The sequence below is a fragment of the Nocardioides sp. CFH 31398 genome, from assembly GCF_022436705.1.
Lineage (GTDB): Bacteria > Actinomycetota > Actinomycetes > Propionibacteriales > Nocardioidaceae > Nocardioides.
Window position 1 is genome coordinate 18,032 of the sequence record NZ_JAKUHT010000036.1, and the last position, 17,109, is coordinate 35,140.

Here is a 17,109-nt window from a genome sequence, read left to right on the forward strand (position 1 = left end):
CCCCCCGGGGCGGCGCGGCCCCGGCGGAGGGATCAGCGGCTGTGGTCGCGGAAGCCCCGGCCGGTCTTGCGGCCGAGGTAGCCGGCGGTCACCAGGTGCTCCAGCAGCGGCGCCGGGGCGAACCCCGGCTCGCGGAACTCCAGGTAGAGCTCGCGCTGGATCGCCAGCGAGACGTCGTTGCCGACCACGTCGAGCAGCTCGAACGGTCCCATCGGCAGGGCGCAGCCCAGCTTCATGGCGGTGTCGATGTCGTCCGCCGTCGCGTAGTGGCCCTCGAGCATCTTCACGGCGTCGTTCAGGTAGGGGAACAACAGCGCGTTGACAATGAAGCCGGCCCGGTCGCCGCACGAGACGGCCACCTTGCCGACCGCTCCGCACAGCGCCCGGGTGGTCTCGGCGACGTCCTCCGCGGTGGCCACCGTCGACACGACCTCGACCAGCTTCATCACCGGCGCCGGGTTGAAGAAGTGCATGCCCACCACGTCCCCGGGCCGCGACGTCACCCTGGCGAGCTCGATGACGGGCAGGGACGACGTCGTCGTCGCCAGGATCGCGCCGTCGCGGCAGATCTCGTCGAGGTTCTCGAACAGGGTGGTCTTGACGGCCAGGTCCTCGGCGATCGCCTCGACCACGAGGTCGACCGACGACAGGTCGTCGAGCGAGGTCGTGCCGGTGAGCCGACCGAGCACCTCGTCGCGGGCGGACTCCTCGAGCTTGCCGCGCTGCACGGCCTTGTCCAGCGACTTCGCGACCCGGGCGGCCACCGCGTCGACCTTGTCGGCCGAGCGGCCGACGTAGAGCACGTCGAAGCCGCCCTTGGCGAAGACCTCGACGATGCCGGAGGCCATGGTGCCGGTGCCGACGACCCCGACCGTGCGGACCTGGCGGCGCACCTCGGGTGCGTCGGCGGCCGACGGCGTGCGCTCGTCGTCCACCACCACGGGGCTGTCGGGCTTCTCGTAGGTGTAGAAGCCGCGCCCGGTCTTGCGGCCCAGCAGGCCCGCCGAGACCATCTGCTTCAGCAGCGGCGTGGGCGCGTGGAGCCGGTCGCGGCCCTGGCGGTACATCGTCTCGAGGATCTCGTACGCCGTGTCCAGGCCGATGAGGTCGAGCAGGGCCAGCGGGCCCATCGGGTAGCCGCAGCCGAAGCGCATCGCGGCGTCGATGTCCTCGCGGGTGGCGTAGCGGCCCTCGAACATGGACGCGGCGTGGTTGAGGTAGCCGAACAGCAGCGTGTTGGCGATGAAGCCGGCGCGGTCGCCGCACACCACCGGGCTCTTGCCCAGCTTCTCCACGAGGCCCGTGACCTCGTCGAGCACGCGCGGCTCGGTGACGACGGTGCGCACCACCTCGACGAACTTCTGCACCGGCGCCGGGTTGAAGAAGTGCATGCCGACCACACGGCCCGGGTGCGAGGTCGCGGCCGAGATCTCGGTGACCGACAGCGAGGAGGTGTTGGTCGCGAGAACGGCGTCGGGGCTGACGATCTCGTCGAGCCGGCTGAAGAGCGAGCGCTTGAGGTCCAGCGACTCGCCGACGGCCTCGACGACGAGGGTGGCGTCGGCCAGGTCGGAGAGGTCGGTGCTGATCCGGACGCGGCCCAGCAGCGCGGCGGCGTCGTCCTCCGACAGCTTGCCGCGGGCGACGGCCCGGCTCGTGGAGTGGTCGAGGTGGCCCTGGCCGCGGTCGGCCGCGGCGTCGTCGACCTCGACGCCGATCACGGAGAAGCCGTGCCGGGCGAAGACCTCGGCGATGCCGGCACCCATGGTGCCGAGGCCCACGACCCCCACGACGTCCGTACGGGGGGTCTCGGTCGAGGCGGCTGCGGTCTCGGTGGCGCTCGCGGTCATGCGCGCGATCCTGCCACGGGGTCCCGACGCCGGGCCTGTGACGTCGGCCACCCGGCGCCGGTCGTCAGGCGGGGGCGTCGACGAAGCGGCGCAGCACCTCGGCGAAGACCTCCGGCTGCTGGGAGTGCACCCAGTGGCCCGCGTTCTTGACGGTCACCTTCCGCACCCGCGGGAACCACCGCTCCATGACCTCGGCGTGCTCGGGCTGCACGTACGGCGACTCCGCGCCCGCCACCCACAGCACCGGGCCGTCGTACGGCGCCACGCCGTCGAGGCGGTCGGCGGGCCAGTCCCCGAGGACGTCGAGCTCGTCGCCGAGCAGCTCGAGGTTGGGTTGCCAGCGCCAGGAGGCCGCCCCGTCGGCGGAGTCCCGGCGCAGGTTCTGCAGGAGGAATCCGCGGACGGTGGGGCTCGGGACCGCCTCCACCAGCGCCTCGTCCGCCTGCGAACGCCGCTCGAGGGCGTCGAGGTCGAGGGCCCGCATCGCCCGGATGTAGCGCCCGAACTCCTCGCGGCCCCCCTCGGCGTAGGACACCGGGCTCATGTCGACCACGCAGAGCCGCTCGACCAGCTCGGGGTGGCGCAGGGTCAGCAGCATGGCCGCCTTGCCACCCATCGAGTGGCCGACGAGGGCGACCGGCTCGGCCGGGTCGAGCAGCCCGGCGACCTCGTCGGCCATCGCGACGTAGTCGAGGTGCTCGGTCCAGGCGGACCTGCCGTGGTTCGGCATGTCCACCAGCAGCACCCGGTGGGTGCCGGCCAGCGTCTTGGCGGCCGTCGTCCAGTTCTTGCCCTGGCCGAACAGCCCGTGGCAGAAGACGACCCACGGCCCGGACTTCCCCAGCGTCGTCGTGTGCAGGTCGGCCACGCGGCTCATCCTGGCAGGCGGGTAGATTCGCGCGGCGTGAGACTCGTGGTGGCGCGGTGCCAGGTCGACTACGCGGGACGGCTGACGGCGCACCTGCCGATGGCCACCCGGGTGCTGATGATCAAGGCCGACGGCTCGGTGCTCGTGCACTCCGACGGCGGCTCCTACAAGCCGCTGAACTGGATGTCGCCGCCGTGCACGCTGCGGGAGGGCACCACCGACGACGGCGAGCTGGAGTGGACCGTCACGAGCCCCAAGACCGACGACACGCTGCGGATCCTGCTGACCGAGGTCATCCACGACTCGAGCCACGAGCTCGGCGTCGACCCCGGGCTGGTCAAGGACGGCGTCGAGAAGCACCTGCAGGAGCTGCTCGCCGAGCACCCGGCGACCCTGGCGGAGGGGCTGTCGCTGGTCCGGCGCGAGTTCCCGACCGCGATCGGCCCGGTCGACCTCATGTGCCGCGACGCCGCGGGCGCGTCGGTGGCCGTGGAGATCAAGCGCCGTGGCGAGATCGACGGGGTCGAGCAGCTCACGCGCTACCTGGAGCTGCTCAACCGCGACCCCGCGCTGACCCGCCGGGGCGCCGTCCGTGGCATCTTCGCGGCGCAGGAGATCAAGCCGCAGGCCCGCGTGCTCGCGACGGACCGCGGCATCACCTGCGCGGTCGTCGACTACGACGCTCTGCGCGGCCTCGACGACCCCGCGTCGCGGCTCTTCTGAGGAGGCGGGCGGGCCGTGCGGATCTTCCACCTCGCCGAGCGCGCCGACTGGGAGGCCGCCCGCGGGGGCCGCTACTACGACCGGTCGACGCGTGGGGCGTCGTTGGCCGAGGTCGGCTTCGTCCACTGCGCCCACGCCCACCAGTGGCAGGTGGTGCGCGACCGCTTCTACTCCGACGTCACCGAGCCCCTGCTCCTGCTGACCATCGACACGGACCTCCTGGACGCACCCGTGGTCGAGGAACCCGGCGAGCCGGGGTCGAGCGAGCGCTTCCCCCACGTGTACGGCGCGATCCCGGTCGCCGCGGTCGTCGCCGTCACCGAGCTGGCCCCGCCGAGCGCCGCCCCGGCGGCGCAGGACCCCGCCGGGGGTCGCTCGTTCTCCAGCCTGCTCATGGCCGAGATCGGCGTCCGGGTCGTCCTGGCCGTGGGGGTCATGGTCGTCGCCGCCCTCGTCGGCACGCTGGTCCAGGAGTCCGCCGGGCCGCCGTACGGCTTGCTGGCCACCATGGCCGCCTTCGCGGCGGCGACGGTCGCCGCCGTCGTGCTGTACCGCCGCCGGGAGCGTCGCGCGGGCTGAGCGCACCGCCCCGGAGAGCCTGTGGACGACGGACCCGGGCTGTCGGCGCCGGGTGCCACGATGGCACGACCATGGACCTCCACCTGCTGGCCGACCCCGACGTGCTGGTGGCGAACTTCGACACCGGCTCCCTGTCGCGCGCCCGGCTGGGGCTGGTCCGCCAGGTGCAGGACGTCGAGGTCCTCGAGAAGGACGCGGAGTCGCTGGTGGCCCGGGCACGGGTCCAGGGCAGCGCGGTCGTGCCCTACGAGGTCGAGCTCGAGGCCGAGTTCACCCGCGGCCTGCGCTTCGTGGACGTCCTGACGACCTGCACCTGCCCGGTCGGGCGCCAGTGCAAGCACGGGGTCGCGCTGGCCCTGGCGCTGGCCCACCCCTACGCGATGGCCCCGCAGCGGCCGAGGGTCACCTGGCGCACCGAGCTCGAGCAGGTGCTCGCCGGCCTCGCCGACGCCGCCGGGCCGGACACCGACCCGGTGCCCACGGCGCTGCGCTTCTCCGTGGGCCTCGGCGGCCCGGGCGGTTCCACCGGGCGCCCGACGGTGCGCCTGCGGCCCATGCAGCGCGGCAGGCGGGGCTGGGTGAAGCGCGGGTTCGACTGGAAGGACATCCCCGCCGCCGGCCTGCGCCGCGGCCACGACCCCGCCCAGATCCAGGCTCTGCTCGCCCTGCACCACGGCCTGGGCGCGCAGTACTGGTACGCCGGCGTCGACCGCAGCCTGGGCGAGTTCGGGCCGCACGTCGTGCGCCTGCTGCGCGAGGCCCGTGACGCCGGCGTCGTGCTGTACGGCGACGGCCCGCTCACCGAGGTCCGCCTCCTCGACGAGCCCGCCACGGTCGAGGTCGACCTGCGCGCGGTCGACGACGGCACGCGGATCGGCCTGGCCCTCACCGTGGACGGCGAGCCCCGGCCGAACGACGCCGTCGCCCTCGCGGGCTCGCCCGTCCACACCGTCGCCGCCGTCGACGGCACCGTGCTCCTCGTCGCCGCGCTGACGACGCCGCTCACCGAGCACGTGGCCTCCACCCTCGGCCGGCGGGGCCTCGTGGTGCCCACGGGCGAGGCCGAGGCGCTCCCCGACTACCTGCGCCGCCTCGGCCGGCTGCTCCCGGTGACGTCGACGGACGCGTCGGTCGACGTGCCGGCGCCGGTGGCCCCGCGCCTGACGGTGACGGTGCGGTGGAGCACCGCGGCCTCGGCGGAGGTCGCCTGGTCCTGGGTCTACGCCGCGGGCGCCGCCCGTCACGAGGCCGCCGTCGGTGGGACCGACGACCTCGGGGGCCTGCGCGACCGGCGGGCGGAGCAGGCGGTCCTCGCCCGGCTCGACGGCCTGGTGCCGGAGGACCGGACCGTGACCGGCGCCGACGTCGTCTCGCTGGCGCTGCTCGAGCTGCCCGACTGGGAGGCCCGCGACGACGTGGACGTCGTGCAGCTCGACCGGCCCGACCTGCGGCCCGCGGAGGAGGCGCCGGAGATCTCCTTCGACCTCGTCGAGCCCGAGGGCGGCCGGGTGGCGTCGACCGGGAGCGTCGAGGAGCACACCGACTGGCTCGACCTCGAGGTCGTCGTGGTCGTCGAGGGCGAGGCGGTGCCGCTGCCGCAGCTGCTGGCGGCCCTGTCCGCGGGGCACGACGTGATGGTGCTGCCCAGCGGGCTCATCGTGCGGATCGACGTCCCGGAGCTGGCCGACCTCGCGGAGACGGTGAGGGCCGCGGCGGCACTGCGGGACCGTCGTACCGACGAGGACCCGTCCCGCCTGCGGGTGGCGCGCGACGACGTCGGCACCCTGGCGGCGCTCGCCGACGTCGGTCGCGTCGACGCCCGGGCCTCGGAGTGGGTCGAGCGGGCGAGGGGCCTGCGCGACCTCGTCGACATCGAGCGGCCCGAGCCGGTCGGCGTGGTCACCGAGCTGCGCTCCTACCAGCGCGAGGGCTTCGCCTGGCTGGCGTTCCTGTGGCGACACCGCCTGGGCGGGGTGCTCGCCGACGACATGGGCCTGGGCAAGACCCTGCAGGTGCTGACGCTCGTCGCGCACGCGCGCGACCGCGGGGAGACCGCGCCCTTCCTGGTCCTGACGCCCACCAGCGTCGTGGGGGCCTGGGCGTCGGAGGCGGCACGGCACACCCCCGGCCTGCGCGTCGCGACGATCACCGCCACGCAGGCGAAGCGGGGCGTCCCGGTCGCCGACCTGGCCGCGGAGGCGGACGTGGTCGTCACCAGCTACACCCTGCTGCGGCTCGAGCAGGAGCAGTACGCCGCGGTCGCATGGGCCGGGGTGGTGATGGACGAGGCGCAGCAGCTCAAGAACCACAAGTCGCTGGCCCACAAGGCCGTCCGGCGCCTCCGGGCGCCGTTCCTGCTGGCCGTGACCGGCACGCCCTTCGAGAACCGGCTCCGCGAGCTGTGGTCCCTGCTCGCCCTGGTGGCCCCCGGCCTCTACCCCACCCTCGCCGGGTTCAGCCGGTCGGTCGCCCAGCCCGTCGAGCGGGAGGGCGACCAGGTGGCGCTGCGACGGTTCCAGCGGCGTGTGCGGCCCTTCATGCTGCGCCGCACGAAGCAGCTGGTCGCCGCCGACCTGCCCGCCAAGCAGGAGCAGCGGCTCGCCGTGACCCTCTCCCCCGCCCACCGCGAGCTGTACGACGCCCACCACGCCCGCGAGCAGCAACGCATCCTCGGGCTGCTCGCGGACTTCGACGAGAACCAGGTCGCCGTCCTCGCCGCCCTCACGCGCCTGCGGCAGCTCGCGCTGGACCCCGGGCTGGTCCACCCGGACCACGACGGGATCGGGTCCGCCAAGCTCGACCTCCTGGTCGAGCACGTCACCGAGGTCGCTGCCGAGGGTCACCGGGTGCTGGTCTTCAGCTCGTTCACCGGCTTCCTCGGTCGAGCGCGGGAGCGTCTGGCGGAGGCCGGGATCCCCCACGCCTACCTCGACGGGTCGACGACCGACCGGGCCGAGGTCATCGAGGGCTTCCGCACCGGTGACGCCCCGGTGTTCCTCATCAGCCTCAAGGCCGGCGGGGTCGGGCTCACCCTGACGGAGGCCGACTACGTCTACGTGCTCGACCCGTGGTGGAACCCGGCCGCCGAGGCGCAGGCGGTCGACCGCGCGCACCGGATCGGCCAACGCAGCACCGTCATGGTCTACCGCCTCGTCTCGACGGACACGATCGAGGAGAAGGTGATGGCGCTGAAGGACCGCAAGGCCGCCCTGTTCGCCGACGTGGTCGACGGCGGCGGCGCCGCGGGCGGCCTGATCACCGCGGACGACGTCCGGGCGCTGTTCGACTAGCCGGGGGCCTCAGGCGCCGGCGACCGGCGGCGCGCCCGGGTCCTCGCCCTCGCCGCCCGCTGCCTCGCGGGCGACCCAGTCCTCGATGTCGTCGACGTCGTCGGCGTTGCGGCGCACCACAGCCAGCAGGTCGGAGACGGTCGCGACCTCCTCGACCTGCTCCTTCACGAACCACTGCATGAACTGCTCGGCCGCGAAGTCGAGCTCCTCGCGGGCGGTCGCGACGAGGGCGTTGATCTGGGTGGTGACCCGGCGCTCCTGCTCCAGCGCCAGGGCGACGGGCTCCACCACGTCGGCGAACGTCGACTGCGGCGCGGGCAGCGCCGGGATGGCGACGTCGGCGTCGGTGTCGAGCAGGAAGCGGACCATCATCATCGCGTGGTCGCGCTCCTCCAGCGCCTGGGCGTAGAAGAACGCCGCCATGCGCGGCATCGTGAGCGCGTCGTAGTGGACGGCGCACGCGAGGTACTGGTTGTGGGCCGCGAGCTCGTGGCCGATCTGCTCGTTGAGCTGGGCGGCGAAACGGGTGGCGGTCATGCGGGCAGCCTGTCAGGCGGCGGCGGGGAGCCGCGAGCCCTTGCGCCCGGACTTCTTGCTCTTCTTCTTGCCCGAGGCCACGACGACGACCCTCGCGCCCTTCTTGCCGGCCCTCTTCAGCTCGTCCTTCGTCACCGGCTTCGCGGAATCCGCGTGCACCAGACGGCGCCGCTTGACGGCGTACTCCTCGGGGAGCGTGCCCTCCTTCAGCATGCGGAGGGGGCAACGGCCGCACTTGTCCTTCGACACGCAGCACTTGACCTTCGGCAGCTTGTCGGCGGAGGAGGACTTCTTGCCCATGAGCGCACGCTAGCACTGATGAGGCAAGCCTTACCTACTGTTCTCGTGGTGAGACTCCTGGTGTGGGACGGCGCGCCCGGGTTCACTGGAGTCATGCGCAGGCCGAAGCCCGAGAAGCCCGGTCCCGGCCAGGAGTCGGTGTGGGACTACCCCCGTCCCCCGGCGCTGGTGCCCAGCAGCGAGTCGATCAGCGTCGTGGTCGGCGGCGTGACCGTCGCCGAGACGACGCGGAGCTACCGCGTCCTCGAGACGTCCCACCCGCCGACGTACTACCTGCCGACCGAGGCGTTCGCCGACGGTGCGCTGGTGCCGGTGCCCGGCTCGTCGTTCTGCGAGTGGAAGGGCGAGGCGGCGTACGCCGACCTCGTCGGGGGCGGCGTCCGCGCCGAGCGGGCCGCCTGGACCTACCCGTCCCCCACCCCCGGGTTCGTCGAGCTCACCGGCTTCTGGGCGGTCACGCCGCTGGCGGTGGAGGCCTGCTACGTCGACGGGGAGCGGGTGCAGCCCCAGGAGGGCGGCTTCTACGGCGGCTGGATCACCTCGAAGGTCGTCGGCCCGTTCAAGGGCATCCCCGGCTCCTGGGGTTGGTGAAGCCGCCACCACCATCTGCCGCGGGGCTGTGGTGCCGATCAGCCCCGCCCGTGGCGTGTGATCAAGCCGTAACTCCGCGTTACATGGCCGGGGACGGCTCCAGCCCCTCCGCGGACCGGATCACGTCCACGATGCTCGACATGATCTCGGTGAGGCCGTAGTCCTTCGGCGTGTAGACGGCGGCGACGCCGGCCTCCTTGAGGCGGCGGCCGTCGGCGTCGGGGATGATCCCGCCCACGATGACCGGGACGTCGGCGAGGCCGGCGGCGGCCAGGCCGTCGACCACGGCGGGGACCAGCTCCATGTGGGATCCGGAGAGGATCGACAGGCCGACGCAGTGGACGTCCTCGTCCACCGCCGCCCGGACGATCTGGTCGGGGGTCAACCGGATGCCCTGGTAGACGACCTCGAAGCCGGCGTCGCGGGCGCGGACGGCGACCTGCTCGGCGCCGTTGGAGTGGCCGTCGAGACCGGGCTTGCCGACGAGCAGGCGCAGTCGGCCGCCGATCTCCTCGCCGGTGGCGCGGACCTTCTCGCGGACGGCGCGCAGCTGCTCCCCCGCCTCCCCCACGGAGGCGGCCACGCCCACCGCGCCGGAGACGCCGGTGGGGGCGCGGAACTCGCCGAACACCTCACGGAGGGTGCCGGCCCACTCCCCCGTCGTCGCCCCGGCCCGGACGGCGGCCAGGGTGGCGTGCATGAGGTTCGCGTCGGTCTTGGCGTCGGCGGCCAGCCGCTCGAGCGCGGCGTCCACGGCGGCCTGGTCGCGCTGGGCCTTCCACTCCTCCACCGAGCGCTTCGCGGCGGCCTCGGCCTCGGGGTCCGCGGTCTGGATCGCGCCGTCCAGGTCGGCGGTCAGCGGCGAGGGCTCGGTCGAGGTGTAGACGTTGACGCCGACGATCTTCTCGTCGCCGCTCTCGATGCGGGCGCGCCGGGCGGCGTGCGCCGAGACCAGGGCCTGCTTCATAAAGCCGGACTCGACGGCGGCGATGGCGCCGCCCATGGCCTGCACGCGGTCCATCTCCTCCTTCGCGGAGGCGACGAGCTCGGCGACCTTGGCCTCGATGACGTGGCTGCCGTCGAAGATGTCGTCGTACTCGAGCAGGTCGGACTCGAAGGCGAGCACCTGCTGCAGCCGCAGGGACCACTGCTGGTCCCAGGGCCGCGGCAGGCCGAGGGCCTCGTTCCAGGCCGGCAGCTGCAGCGCCCGCGCCCGGGCGTTCTTCGACAGCGTCACGCCGAGCATCTCGAGGACGATGCGCTGGACGTTGTTCTCCGGCTGCGCCTCGGTGAGCCCGAGCGAGTTGACCTGGACGCCGTAGCGGAAGCGGCGCATCTTCGGGTCGGTGACGCCGTACCGCTCGCGGCACAGCTCGTCCCACAGCTGCACGAAGGCCCGCATCTTGCAGGTCTCCTCGACGAAGCGGACGCCGGCGTTGACGAAGAACGACATCCGCCCGACGACCTTCTCGAAGTCCTCCTCCGAGACCTGGCCGGCGTTCTTCACCGCGTCGAGGACGGCGATGGCCGTGCACATCGCGTAGGCGAGCTCCTGCTGCGGCGTCGCCCCGGCCTCCTGCAGGTGGTAGGAGCAGATGTTGATCGGGTTCCACTTCGGGACCTGGTGGACCGTGTAGGAGATGACGTCGCTGATCAGGCGCAGCGAGTGCTCGGGGCCGAAGACGTAGGTCCCCCGGGAGAGGTACTCCTTGATGATGTCGTTCTGCGTCGTCCCGGCGAGCTGCGCGGCCACCTCCTCGGGCGCCAGGTCGGGGTTCTGCTCCTCGGCCGCGACCTGGTACATCGCGAGCAGCCACATCGCCGTGGCGTTGATGGTCATCGAGGTGTTCATCGAGGTGAGCGGGATGCCCTCGAAGAGGCGCCGCATCTCGCCGAGGTGCGGGACGGGGACGCCGACCTTGCCGACCTCCCCCGCCGCGAGGGCGTCGTCCGGGTCGTAGCCGGTCTGCGTGGGCAGGTCGAAGGCGACCGACAGCCCGGTCTGGCCCTTCTCGAGGTTGCCCCGGTAGAGGGCGTTCGACGCCGCGGCGGTGGAGTGCCCGGCGTACGTGCGCATGACCCAGGGGCGATCGCGCTCCGGGCGGGTGGGCGTCGCGTCACTCATGTCCGGAGGGTAGACCGGGCCCTACCGCCCGGTAACCCGCCGAGCGGTGTGGAAAAGGCCACACCGCACCTCGACGACCGTCAGGCCGGCTCCCGCTCCGCGGGTCCGGACTGCTCGACCTCCACGACCCGGATGAGGTGCGACAGGTGCAGCAGCCGCCGGACGGCGGGCGGCACGGAGCGCAGGACGAGACGACGCCCGCGCGCACCAGCGCGGTACGACGCCGCGGCGAGCACGCGCAGGGCGACCAGGTCGACGCAGTCGACGCGGCGCATGTCCACGACGACCAGGCCGTCGGTATCGACGGGGTCGGCAGCGGCGAGCGCCGCGTCCAGGGCGGCCCGCAACCGGTCCGTGCACCGCGCGTCGACGTCACCGACGAGCACCACGCGGCGCTCGCCGCCGTCGGTCTCGAGCTCGACTCCCATGCGGCCCCCGATCGTCTGCACGATCAGGATGACGCGCGAGACCCCTCGTTGGTTGCATTATCCGTGGAATTGCTCACACGTGTCGCCCGCGCGGCCCCGAGGTACACCAGCCCGGCGGTGCCGGCGGCGAGCAGCAGCATGCCGGCGACGCCCTCGGGGCTGAAGATGTGACCGACGTGCACGAGCCACGCGCCGGGCAGCAGGAGCAGGCCCACGAGCGCGGGGGCACCGAGGCGGCGCACCTGGTCGGCGAGCAGCACGACGCAGCACGCCAGCAGGGACCACGAGCCGATCTCGCCGAGCGGCGTCCCGATCCCGAACATCAGGCTCACCGCCGGCGGCCGCGGCTCGTCCGGGCCCAGCTCGCGGGTGACGTAGCCGGCCCCGATGCCGCTGACGACGTCCAGCGCCGAGTAGAACGTCATGTAGCCGTACGCGGTGAGCCGGACCACCCACGAGACCGCGTCCGTGCGCCCCCGCACGGGCGCGAGCAGCGCGAGCCCGACCAGCGGGAAGAACAGCAGGCCCGGGACGTGCAGCCCGTACCACATCGTCGACGTCTCGTAGCTGAGCGAGTGCGGGTGGAACAGGCCCGCGACGCCGAGCCCCACCCCCGGCACCGCGCAGAGGGCGGCGTACGCCGCGGGTCGGCTACGCAGCCACGGGGTGCGCGGGAGGTCCATGCGCAGAACCTAACCGGCCTAGGGTGAGCGCCATGGTGAACCTGACGCGCATCTACACCCGCACCGGCGACGGCGGGCGCACCCGTCTGGTCGACATGACCGAGACGACGAAGAACGACCTCCGCCTGCACGCGTACGCCGACGTGGACGAGACCAACGCGCAGATCGGCGTCGCCATCGAGCTCGGCGGCCTCGAGGACGACGTCGTCACGGTGCTGCGGACGATCCAGAACGACCTGTTCGACGCGGGCGCCGACCTCGGCAACCCGGTGGTCGCCGACCCCGAGTTCCCGCCGCTGCGGGTCGAGCAGGCGTACGTCGACCGGCTCGAGGCCTGGTGCGACGCCTACAACGAGGAGCTCGAGACCCTCCGCTCGTTCATCCTGCCCGGCGGGTCCCCCGGGGCGGCGCTGCTGCACGCGGCGCGCACCGTGTGCCGGCGTGCCGAGCGCTCGGCCTGGCGTGCCCACGACGAGCACGGGGACTCGATGAACGCGGTCGCGATCACCTACCTGAACCGCCTGTCCGACCTCCTGTTCATCCTGGCCCGTCACGCGAACCGCCGGCAGGGCGACGTTTTGTGGAAGCCGGGCGGGGAACGGTAGCCCCCGGCTGTGGCGCCCGTCACGGCGTCACCGACCGATGGGAAGTCCCTCATGAAGTCCTCTGCTCGTCTCTCCGCGCTCGTGCCCGCGGCCGCCCTGGCGCTGGCCCTGCCCCTCGCCGGGCCCGCCGCCGCCCAGGACCGGGTCTCGCCGGTCCAGCGCGACACCGACGCCCCGCAGGTCGTCGGCACCGCCGCCGACACCCCGCCCGCGGGCCAGGTCCGCGACACCGACATCACCCGCAACCGCTACCGCGTCGACGAGGACGGCCGCGTCCTGCTGGCCCGGCTGCGGGTCGCCCGCGACGGGGCGTACGACGCCAGGAACTACTTCGCGCAGACCTCCGTGCAGGTCCGCACCGTGCCCGACGGCCGCTACAAGCTCATCACCCCCGGCGAGGCTCCCTGCCGCGCGGCGACGTCCACCCGCGACGGGCACGTCATCGTCGCGCGCGTGCCCGCGTGGTGCGTGCCGTCCGGTGCGGTCGACCTCCGCGTCGTCCGGGAGAGCAACCTGAACGGCACCACCCTGCGCGACCGCAGCGCGTGGCTGCGCTGGACCGTCCGGTGAGGCGCTCGCCCCTGGGGTAACGTCACTCGCGACACGGGGTGCCCGCACCGATCGGGCTGAGATCACACCCGTCGAACCTGATCTAGCTCGTACTAGCGAAGGGATGTCCGATGTCTGCTGCGCCAGGACCACGCGACGCGGCCGCGGCGCTCGCCGACCTGCGGTCGGGCACACCGCTGGTCCACTGCCTGACCAACGCGGTGGTCATGGCGTGGACGGCGAACGGCCTCCTCGCCCTCGGGGCGTCGCCGGCCATGGTCGACGTCCCCGGCGAGGCGGGCCCGTTCGCGCGCGTCGCGTCGGGCGTGCTGGTGAACCTCGGGACGCCGCACGGCGAGCAGCGCGAGGCCATGGCGGAGGCCGTCACCGCGGCCGGCGAGGCCGGGACGCCGTGGGTGCTCGACCCCGTCGCCGTCGGGCCGCTGCCGGTGCGCACCGCCCTCGCCGCCGACCTGCTGGAGCACCGACCCGCTGTCGTCAAGGGCAACGCGTCGGAGGTCATGGCCCTCGCGGGGCTGGGCGCCGGCGGCCGGGGCACCGACTCCGCCGCCGCCGTCGACGACGCCGTCCCCGCGGCCCGCGAGCTGGCCGCCCGGACGGGTGGGGTCGTGGTCGTCACGGGCCCGGTCGACGTCGTCACCGACGGCCGCACCGAGGTCCGGGTCGGCGGGGGCAGCCCGCTGCTGGCGCAGGTCACCGGTGGCGGGTGCCTGCTCGGCGCGGTCGTCGCGGCCTTCCTCGCCGACTCCGGGCCCCTCCTCGCGGCGGTGGCCGCCTGCGCGTCGTACGGCGTCGCGGCCGAGCGTGCCGCCCTGGTCGCCACGGGGCCGGGCGGCTTCGCCGTCGCGATGCTCGACGCCCTGGCGGCGCTCGACCCCGCGGACCTCGAGCACGCCGCGAGGCTGTCGTGAGCCGGGCGTCCTCGGGCGAGGACGTCGGGGTCTACCTCGTGACCGACGCGTCGCAGGCGGCGCGCCACGGACGCGGCGTCGTCGACACGGTCGTCGCGGCCGTCGCCGGCGGCGTCCGGTGGGTCCAGCTGCGCTGCAAGGCCGAGTCGGACGACGAGGTCCTGCGCCTGCTCCGGGCCGTCGGCGAGGCGCTGCCGGTCGACGTGCGGCTCGTGGTCAACGACCGCCTCGGTGTCGTGCGGACCGCCCTCGACGAGGGCGTCCGCGTGGACGGCCTGCACCTCGGGCAGGCGGACGGCTCCGCCGAGCAGGCCCGCACCGTCCTCGGCGCACGGCCCCTCCTGGGCGTGAGTGCCTCCACCCCGGAGCAGCTGCGAGCCGCCGCCCGGGCGGGGGCGGACCTCGTGGGCATCGGAGCGGTCCACACGACCACGACCAAGACCGACGCCCCCGCGCCGCTCGGCACCGCCGGTGCCTGCGCGCTCGCGAGTGTCGCCCGGGGCCTCGGGCTCGCCCCGGTCGCCATCGGCGGCCTCGGCGCCGACGACCTCGCCGAGCTGCGGGCCGGCGGCTTCGCCGGCGCGGCGGTCGTCTCGGCGATCTGCGCCGTGCCCGAGCCCACCCGTGCGGCGCGCCGGCTCGTCCGGGCGTGGGACGGCGCCCGGTGAGCGGGCGCGTGCCCGCCGCGCCGCGGGTGCTGTCGATCGCCGGGACCGACCCGACCGGCGGCGCCGGCGTCCAGGCCGACCTCAAGTCGATCGCCGCGAACGGCGGCTACGGCATGAGCGTGGTCACGGCGCTGGTCGCCCAGAACACGCAGGGCGTCCGGTCGGTCCACCGGCCGCCGGAGTCGTTCCTGCGCGAGCAGCTCGACGCGGTCGGCGACGACGTCGAGGTCGACGCGGTCAAGGTCGGCATGCTCGCCGACGCCGGGCTGGTCCGGACGGTCCACAGGTGGCTGCTCGAGCACCGACCGCCCGTGGTCGTCGTCGACCCCGTCATGGTCGCCACGAGCGGGGACCGGCTGCTCGACGCCGACGCCGTCGCCGCCCTGGTCGACCTCGTCCGCGACGTCGCCGACCTCGTGACTCCCAACGTCCCCGAGCTCGCCGTCCTCGCCGGGTCCGACGACGCGACCGACTGGGACGGCGTCCTCACCCAGGCACGGGCGGTCGCCGCCGACCTCGGCGTCCGGGTGCTCGCGAAGGGCGGCCACCTCGACGACGGCCCCGACGGACGCACGGTGCGGAACGCCCTCGTCGGGCCCGGTGGGGAGGTCGAGGAGGTCGTCTCGCCGCGGGTGGACACCCCGCACACCCACGGGACCGGGTGCTCGCTGTCCTCGGCCGTGGCCACGCTCCGGGCGTCGTCCGGCGACTGGCCCACCGCCGCCCGCGAGGCCACCCGCTGGCTCCACGAGTCGGTCGCCGCCGGGGCGACGCTCCGGGTCGGGCGCGGTCGCGGACCGGTGTCGCACTTCGCCGGGCTGTGGGCCCGGGGCGGTGTGGTGACCGCCCAGAGCCCGACCGAGGTGACCGACGGGTGGTGGGCGGCCACGGCCGACGTCCGGGCGGCGATCGACGAGCTCGACCTCGTCGTCGCGCTCGGTGACGGCACCCTGGACCGGGCGCGCTTCGACGCCTACGTGGGCCAGGACGCGCTCTACCTCCTCGACTTCGCCCGCGCGCTCGCCGCGGCGAGCCACCTCGCCCCCTCCCCCGCCGAGCAGGCGTTCTGGGCCGGCGCCGCGCAGGACGCCGTGGCGACGGAGCTCGCGCTGCACGGGGGCTTCCTGCCCCCGGCGGACCTGTTCGCCGCGACGCCCGGCGCCGCGCTCACGGCGTACACGGACCACCTGCTCGCGGCCGTCGGCCGGGGTTCCTACCCCGTGCTGGTCGCCGCGCTGCTGCCGTGCTTCTGGGTCTACACCGACGTCGGACGACGCCTGGCGCCCCGGGCGAGCGACGACCACCCGTACGCCGCGTGGCTTCGCACGTACGGCGACGAGGGGTTCGCGGAGGTGACCGCGGAGGCGATCCGCATCGTCGGCGAGACCGCCGCGGCGGCGACGGCGCCGGAGCGCGAGCGGATGTGGCAGGCTTTCGCGGCGTCGACGCGTCACGAGCACGACTTCTTCGCCCGCGCCGGCTGTGACGCGGGTGACAGCTCGGTGCGTCCCGGCCCGGTTGCCTGACACGATGTCGCGGTGAATTCCTCTCGGGTCTGGGAACTCCTCGGCGCGCTCGGCGGGGTGGCCGACGAGCGCTCGGTCGCCGCGCTCGACCTGTCGGCCGAGGAGGCGGACGAGCTGGGCGCGGCCGTCCGCGAGCTCGTCGACAGCCTCCTCGAGCGTTGCCACGTCAGTCACGACCACTGGGGCGAGCTGTCCGAGGCCGTGGCCGCCGCGGTCGTCGCCTCCGGCGAGGACCGGTACCGCCAGGTGCACGACCGGGGTGGGGTGCTCGACCCGGCGGACTGGCGGTGGCAGGAGGCGGACGCGCTGCTGGGCCTCGGCGGGTCCGGCGAGGAGCCCGCGGCCTTCGTCCTCCAGTGGATCACCGAGGACCTGCCGGACGGCGTCTCCTCGGCGTGGAGCGCCGGCCACCCGACCAGCGGGAGCGTCCTGCCCGACGGCACCGTCATGGACGACGACCCGGCCTGGGGCCACGTGCCCGCCGCGGACCCCGCGTGGTCGTCGGCCGTGGCCGCCCTGCTCGTCGACCCCGACGTCGCCCGGGCCCGCGAGACCGTCGGCGCGGCCCACGGCGCGTCGTACGACCAGGTGCGGGTGTGGCTCACCCTCACCGACACCGACGAGCCCGCGATCACCCTGTGGGTCGACGACGGCGGGGAGGACGACGGGGACGACGGCGGTGACGACGGCCACGAGGACGACGTCGAGGTGGTCGTGGTCGGCACCTACCCCGCCGCCGACCTCCGCGGCACGGACGTCGCGGAGCGCACCACCGCCTACGTCGAGATCGTCGGTGGCCTCCTCCACGTCGTCGCCGAGGACGACTGACCCCGGCGACGCCGGGCGGCATGCTGC

Annotated in this window: 17 protein-coding genes and 1 riboswitch; of the genes, 10 read left to right on the forward strand and 7 right to left on the reverse strand. The window is 74.1% G+C overall.

The genetic code is table 11. The features are described from left to right. Positions 1-32: 32 nt before the first annotated feature. The gene (locus tag MJ876_RS20140) at positions 33-1,850 is read right to left on the reverse strand and encodes a 3-hydroxyacyl-CoA dehydrogenase family protein (RefSeq protein ID WP_240239135.1); all 1,818 of its coding nucleotides are present in this window, start codon (positions 1,848-1,850) and stop codon (positions 33-35) included. A 64-nt stretch (positions 1,851-1,914) separates the two neighbouring features. Then, entirely contained in the window at positions 1,915-2,727 is an 813-nt protein-coding gene (locus tag MJ876_RS20145; protein WP_240239136.1) for an alpha/beta fold hydrolase, read from the reverse strand. Between the two features lie 27 nt (positions 2,728-2,754). On the opposite strand from MJ876_RS20145, the gene nucS reads away from it, so the two are divergent. The 3 genes from nucS (at position 2,755) to MJ876_RS20160 (ending at position 7,310) form a co-directional block, all read left to right on the forward strand. After that, positions 2,755-3,441 (forward strand): endonuclease NucS, encoded by a 687-nt coding sequence (nucS, locus tag MJ876_RS20150; RefSeq protein ID WP_240239137.1) that lies wholly within the window; start codon positions 2,755-2,757, stop codon positions 3,439-3,441. Between the two features lie 15 nt (positions 3,442-3,456). Further along, positions 3,457-4,020 carry a DUF952 domain-containing protein gene (locus MJ876_RS20155; protein WP_240239138.1) on the forward strand — a complete coding sequence of 188 codons (564 nt, stop codon included), beginning with the start codon at positions 3,457-3,459 and terminating at the stop codon, positions 4,018-4,020. A gap of 71 nt (positions 4,021-4,091) precedes the next feature. Then, entirely contained in the window at positions 4,092-7,310 is a 3,219-nt protein-coding gene (locus tag MJ876_RS20160) for a DEAD/DEAH box helicase (RefSeq protein WP_240239139.1), read from the forward strand. A 9-nt stretch (positions 7,311-7,319) separates the two neighbouring features. On the opposite strand, the gene MJ876_RS20165 is transcribed toward MJ876_RS20160, so the two are convergent. After that, positions 7,320-7,847, reverse strand: coding sequence for a ferritin (locus tag MJ876_RS20165; protein ID WP_240239140.1), 528 nt, complete (start codon positions 7,845-7,847; stop codon positions 7,320-7,322). Between the two features lie 12 nt (positions 7,848-7,859). Further along, positions 7,860-8,147, reverse strand: a complete 288-nt coding sequence (locus tag MJ876_RS20170) for a hypothetical protein (protein WP_240239141.1) — start codon at positions 8,145-8,147, stop codon at positions 7,860-7,862. Positions 8,148-8,240: 93 nt separating this feature from the next. Between MJ876_RS20170 and MJ876_RS20175 the strand changes: the two genes are divergently transcribed. Further along, a complete protein-coding gene (locus MJ876_RS20175; protein WP_240239142.1) occupies positions 8,241-8,738 on the forward strand; it encodes a DUF427 domain-containing protein in 498 nt (165 codons plus the stop codon). Between the two features lie 79 nt (positions 8,739-8,817). Here the strand turns inward: MJ876_RS20175 and MJ876_RS20180 are convergent, their stop codons facing one another. The 3 genes from MJ876_RS20180 to MJ876_RS20190 form a co-directional block, all read right to left on the reverse strand. Further along, a complete protein-coding gene (locus tag MJ876_RS20180; protein ID WP_240239143.1) occupies positions 8,818-10,863 on the reverse strand; it encodes a protein meaA in 2,046 nt (681 codons plus the stop codon). An 80-nt stretch (positions 10,864-10,943) separates the two neighbouring features. Continuing rightward, a complete protein-coding gene (locus tag MJ876_RS20185) occupies positions 10,944-11,291 on the reverse strand; it encodes an STAS domain-containing protein (protein WP_240239144.1) in 348 nt (115 codons plus the stop codon). Positions 11,292-11,314: 23 nt separating this feature from the next. Continuing rightward, on the reverse strand, positions 11,315-11,974 hold the full coding sequence (locus MJ876_RS20190; protein ID WP_240239146.1) for a hypothetical protein: 660 nt from the start codon (positions 11,972-11,974) through the stop codon (positions 11,315-11,317). A gap of 32 nt (positions 11,975-12,006) precedes the next feature. Here MJ876_RS20190 and MJ876_RS20195 point away from each other — a divergent pair, with 32 nt between their 5' ends. From MJ876_RS20195 to MJ876_RS20220, 6 genes are all read left to right on the forward strand, one after another. Next, positions 12,007-12,579 (forward strand): cob(I)yrinic acid a,c-diamide adenosyltransferase, encoded by a 573-nt coding sequence (locus MJ876_RS20195; RefSeq protein WP_240239148.1) that lies wholly within the window; start codon positions 12,007-12,009, stop codon positions 12,577-12,579. 51 nt (positions 12,580-12,630) lie between these two features. Further along, positions 12,631-13,149 (forward strand): hypothetical protein, encoded by a 519-nt coding sequence (locus MJ876_RS20200; RefSeq protein WP_240239150.1) that lies wholly within the window; start codon positions 12,631-12,633, stop codon positions 13,147-13,149. A gap of 24 nt (positions 13,150-13,173) precedes the next feature. After that, positions 13,174-13,270, forward strand: a riboswitch (TPP riboswitch). Continuing rightward, positions 13,260-14,060 carry a hydroxyethylthiazole kinase gene (thiM, locus tag MJ876_RS20205; protein ID WP_240239152.1) on the forward strand — a complete coding sequence of 267 codons (801 nt, stop codon included), beginning with the start codon at positions 13,260-13,262 and terminating at the stop codon, positions 14,058-14,060. (Overlaps the previous riboswitch by 11 nt.) Then, the gene (locus MJ876_RS20210; RefSeq protein ID WP_240239154.1) at positions 14,057-14,728 is read left to right on the forward strand and encodes a thiamine phosphate synthase; all 672 of its coding nucleotides are present in this window, start codon (positions 14,057-14,059) and stop codon (positions 14,726-14,728) included. The genes thiM and MJ876_RS20210 overlap by 4 nt, the downstream gene beginning before the upstream one ends. Further along, positions 14,725-16,254 (forward strand): bifunctional hydroxymethylpyrimidine kinase/phosphomethylpyrimidine kinase, encoded by a 1,530-nt coding sequence (locus MJ876_RS20215; RefSeq protein ID WP_240239155.1) that lies wholly within the window; start codon positions 14,725-14,727, stop codon positions 16,252-16,254. The genes MJ876_RS20210 and MJ876_RS20215 overlap by 4 nt, the downstream gene beginning before the upstream one ends. Before the next feature lie 12 nt (positions 16,255-16,266). Further along, the gene (locus MJ876_RS20220) at positions 16,267-17,082 is read left to right on the forward strand and encodes a hypothetical protein (RefSeq protein WP_240239157.1); all 816 of its coding nucleotides are present in this window, start codon (positions 16,267-16,269) and stop codon (positions 17,080-17,082) included. Positions 17,083-17,109 lie beyond the last annotated feature (27 nt).

Excerpts from the sequence above, each read along its gene's own strand:
- MJ876_RS20145 (WP_240239136.1), bottom strand. The coding sequence starts at position 2,727 with ATGAGCCGCGTGGCCGACCTGCACACGACGACGCTGGGGAAGTCCGGG.
- MJ876_RS20200 (WP_240239150.1), top strand. The coding sequence starts at position 12,631 with ATGAAGTCCTCTGCTCGTCTCTCCGCGCTCGTGCCCGCGGCCGCCCTG.
- MJ876_RS20180 (WP_240239143.1), bottom strand. The coding sequence starts at position 10,863 with ATGAGTGACGCGACGCCCACCCGCCCGGAGCGCGATCGCCCCTGGGTC.
- MJ876_RS20160 (WP_240239139.1), top strand. The coding sequence starts at position 4,092 with ATGGACCTCCACCTGCTGGCCGACCCCGACGTGCTGGTGGCGAACTTC.
- MJ876_RS20170 (WP_240239141.1), bottom strand. The coding sequence starts at position 8,147 with ATGGGCAAGAAGTCCTCCTCCGCCGACAAGCTGCCGAAGGTCAAGTGC.
- thiM (WP_240239152.1), top strand. The coding sequence starts at position 13,260 with ATGTCTGCTGCGCCAGGACCACGCGACGCGGCCGCGGCGCTCGCCGAC.
- MJ876_RS20175 (WP_240239142.1), top strand. The coding sequence starts at position 8,241 with ATGCGCAGGCCGAAGCCCGAGAAGCCCGGTCCCGGCCAGGAGTCGGTG.
- MJ876_RS20190 (WP_240239146.1), bottom strand. The coding sequence starts at position 11,974 with ATGGACCTCCCGCGCACCCCGTGGCTGCGTAGCCGACCCGCGGCGTAC.
- MJ876_RS20195 (WP_240239148.1), top strand. The coding sequence starts at position 12,007 with ATGGTGAACCTGACGCGCATCTACACCCGCACCGGCGACGGCGGGCGC.
- MJ876_RS20165 (WP_240239140.1), bottom strand. The coding sequence starts at position 7,847 with ATGACCGCCACCCGTTTCGCCGCCCAGCTCAACGAGCAGATCGGCCAC.
- MJ876_RS20140 (WP_240239135.1), bottom strand. The coding sequence starts at position 1,850 with ATGACCGCGAGCGCCACCGAGACCGCAGCCGCCTCGACCGAGACCCCC.
- MJ876_RS20185 (WP_240239144.1), bottom strand. The coding sequence starts at position 11,291 with ATGGGAGTCGAGCTCGAGACCGACGGCGGCGAGCGCCGCGTGGTGCTC.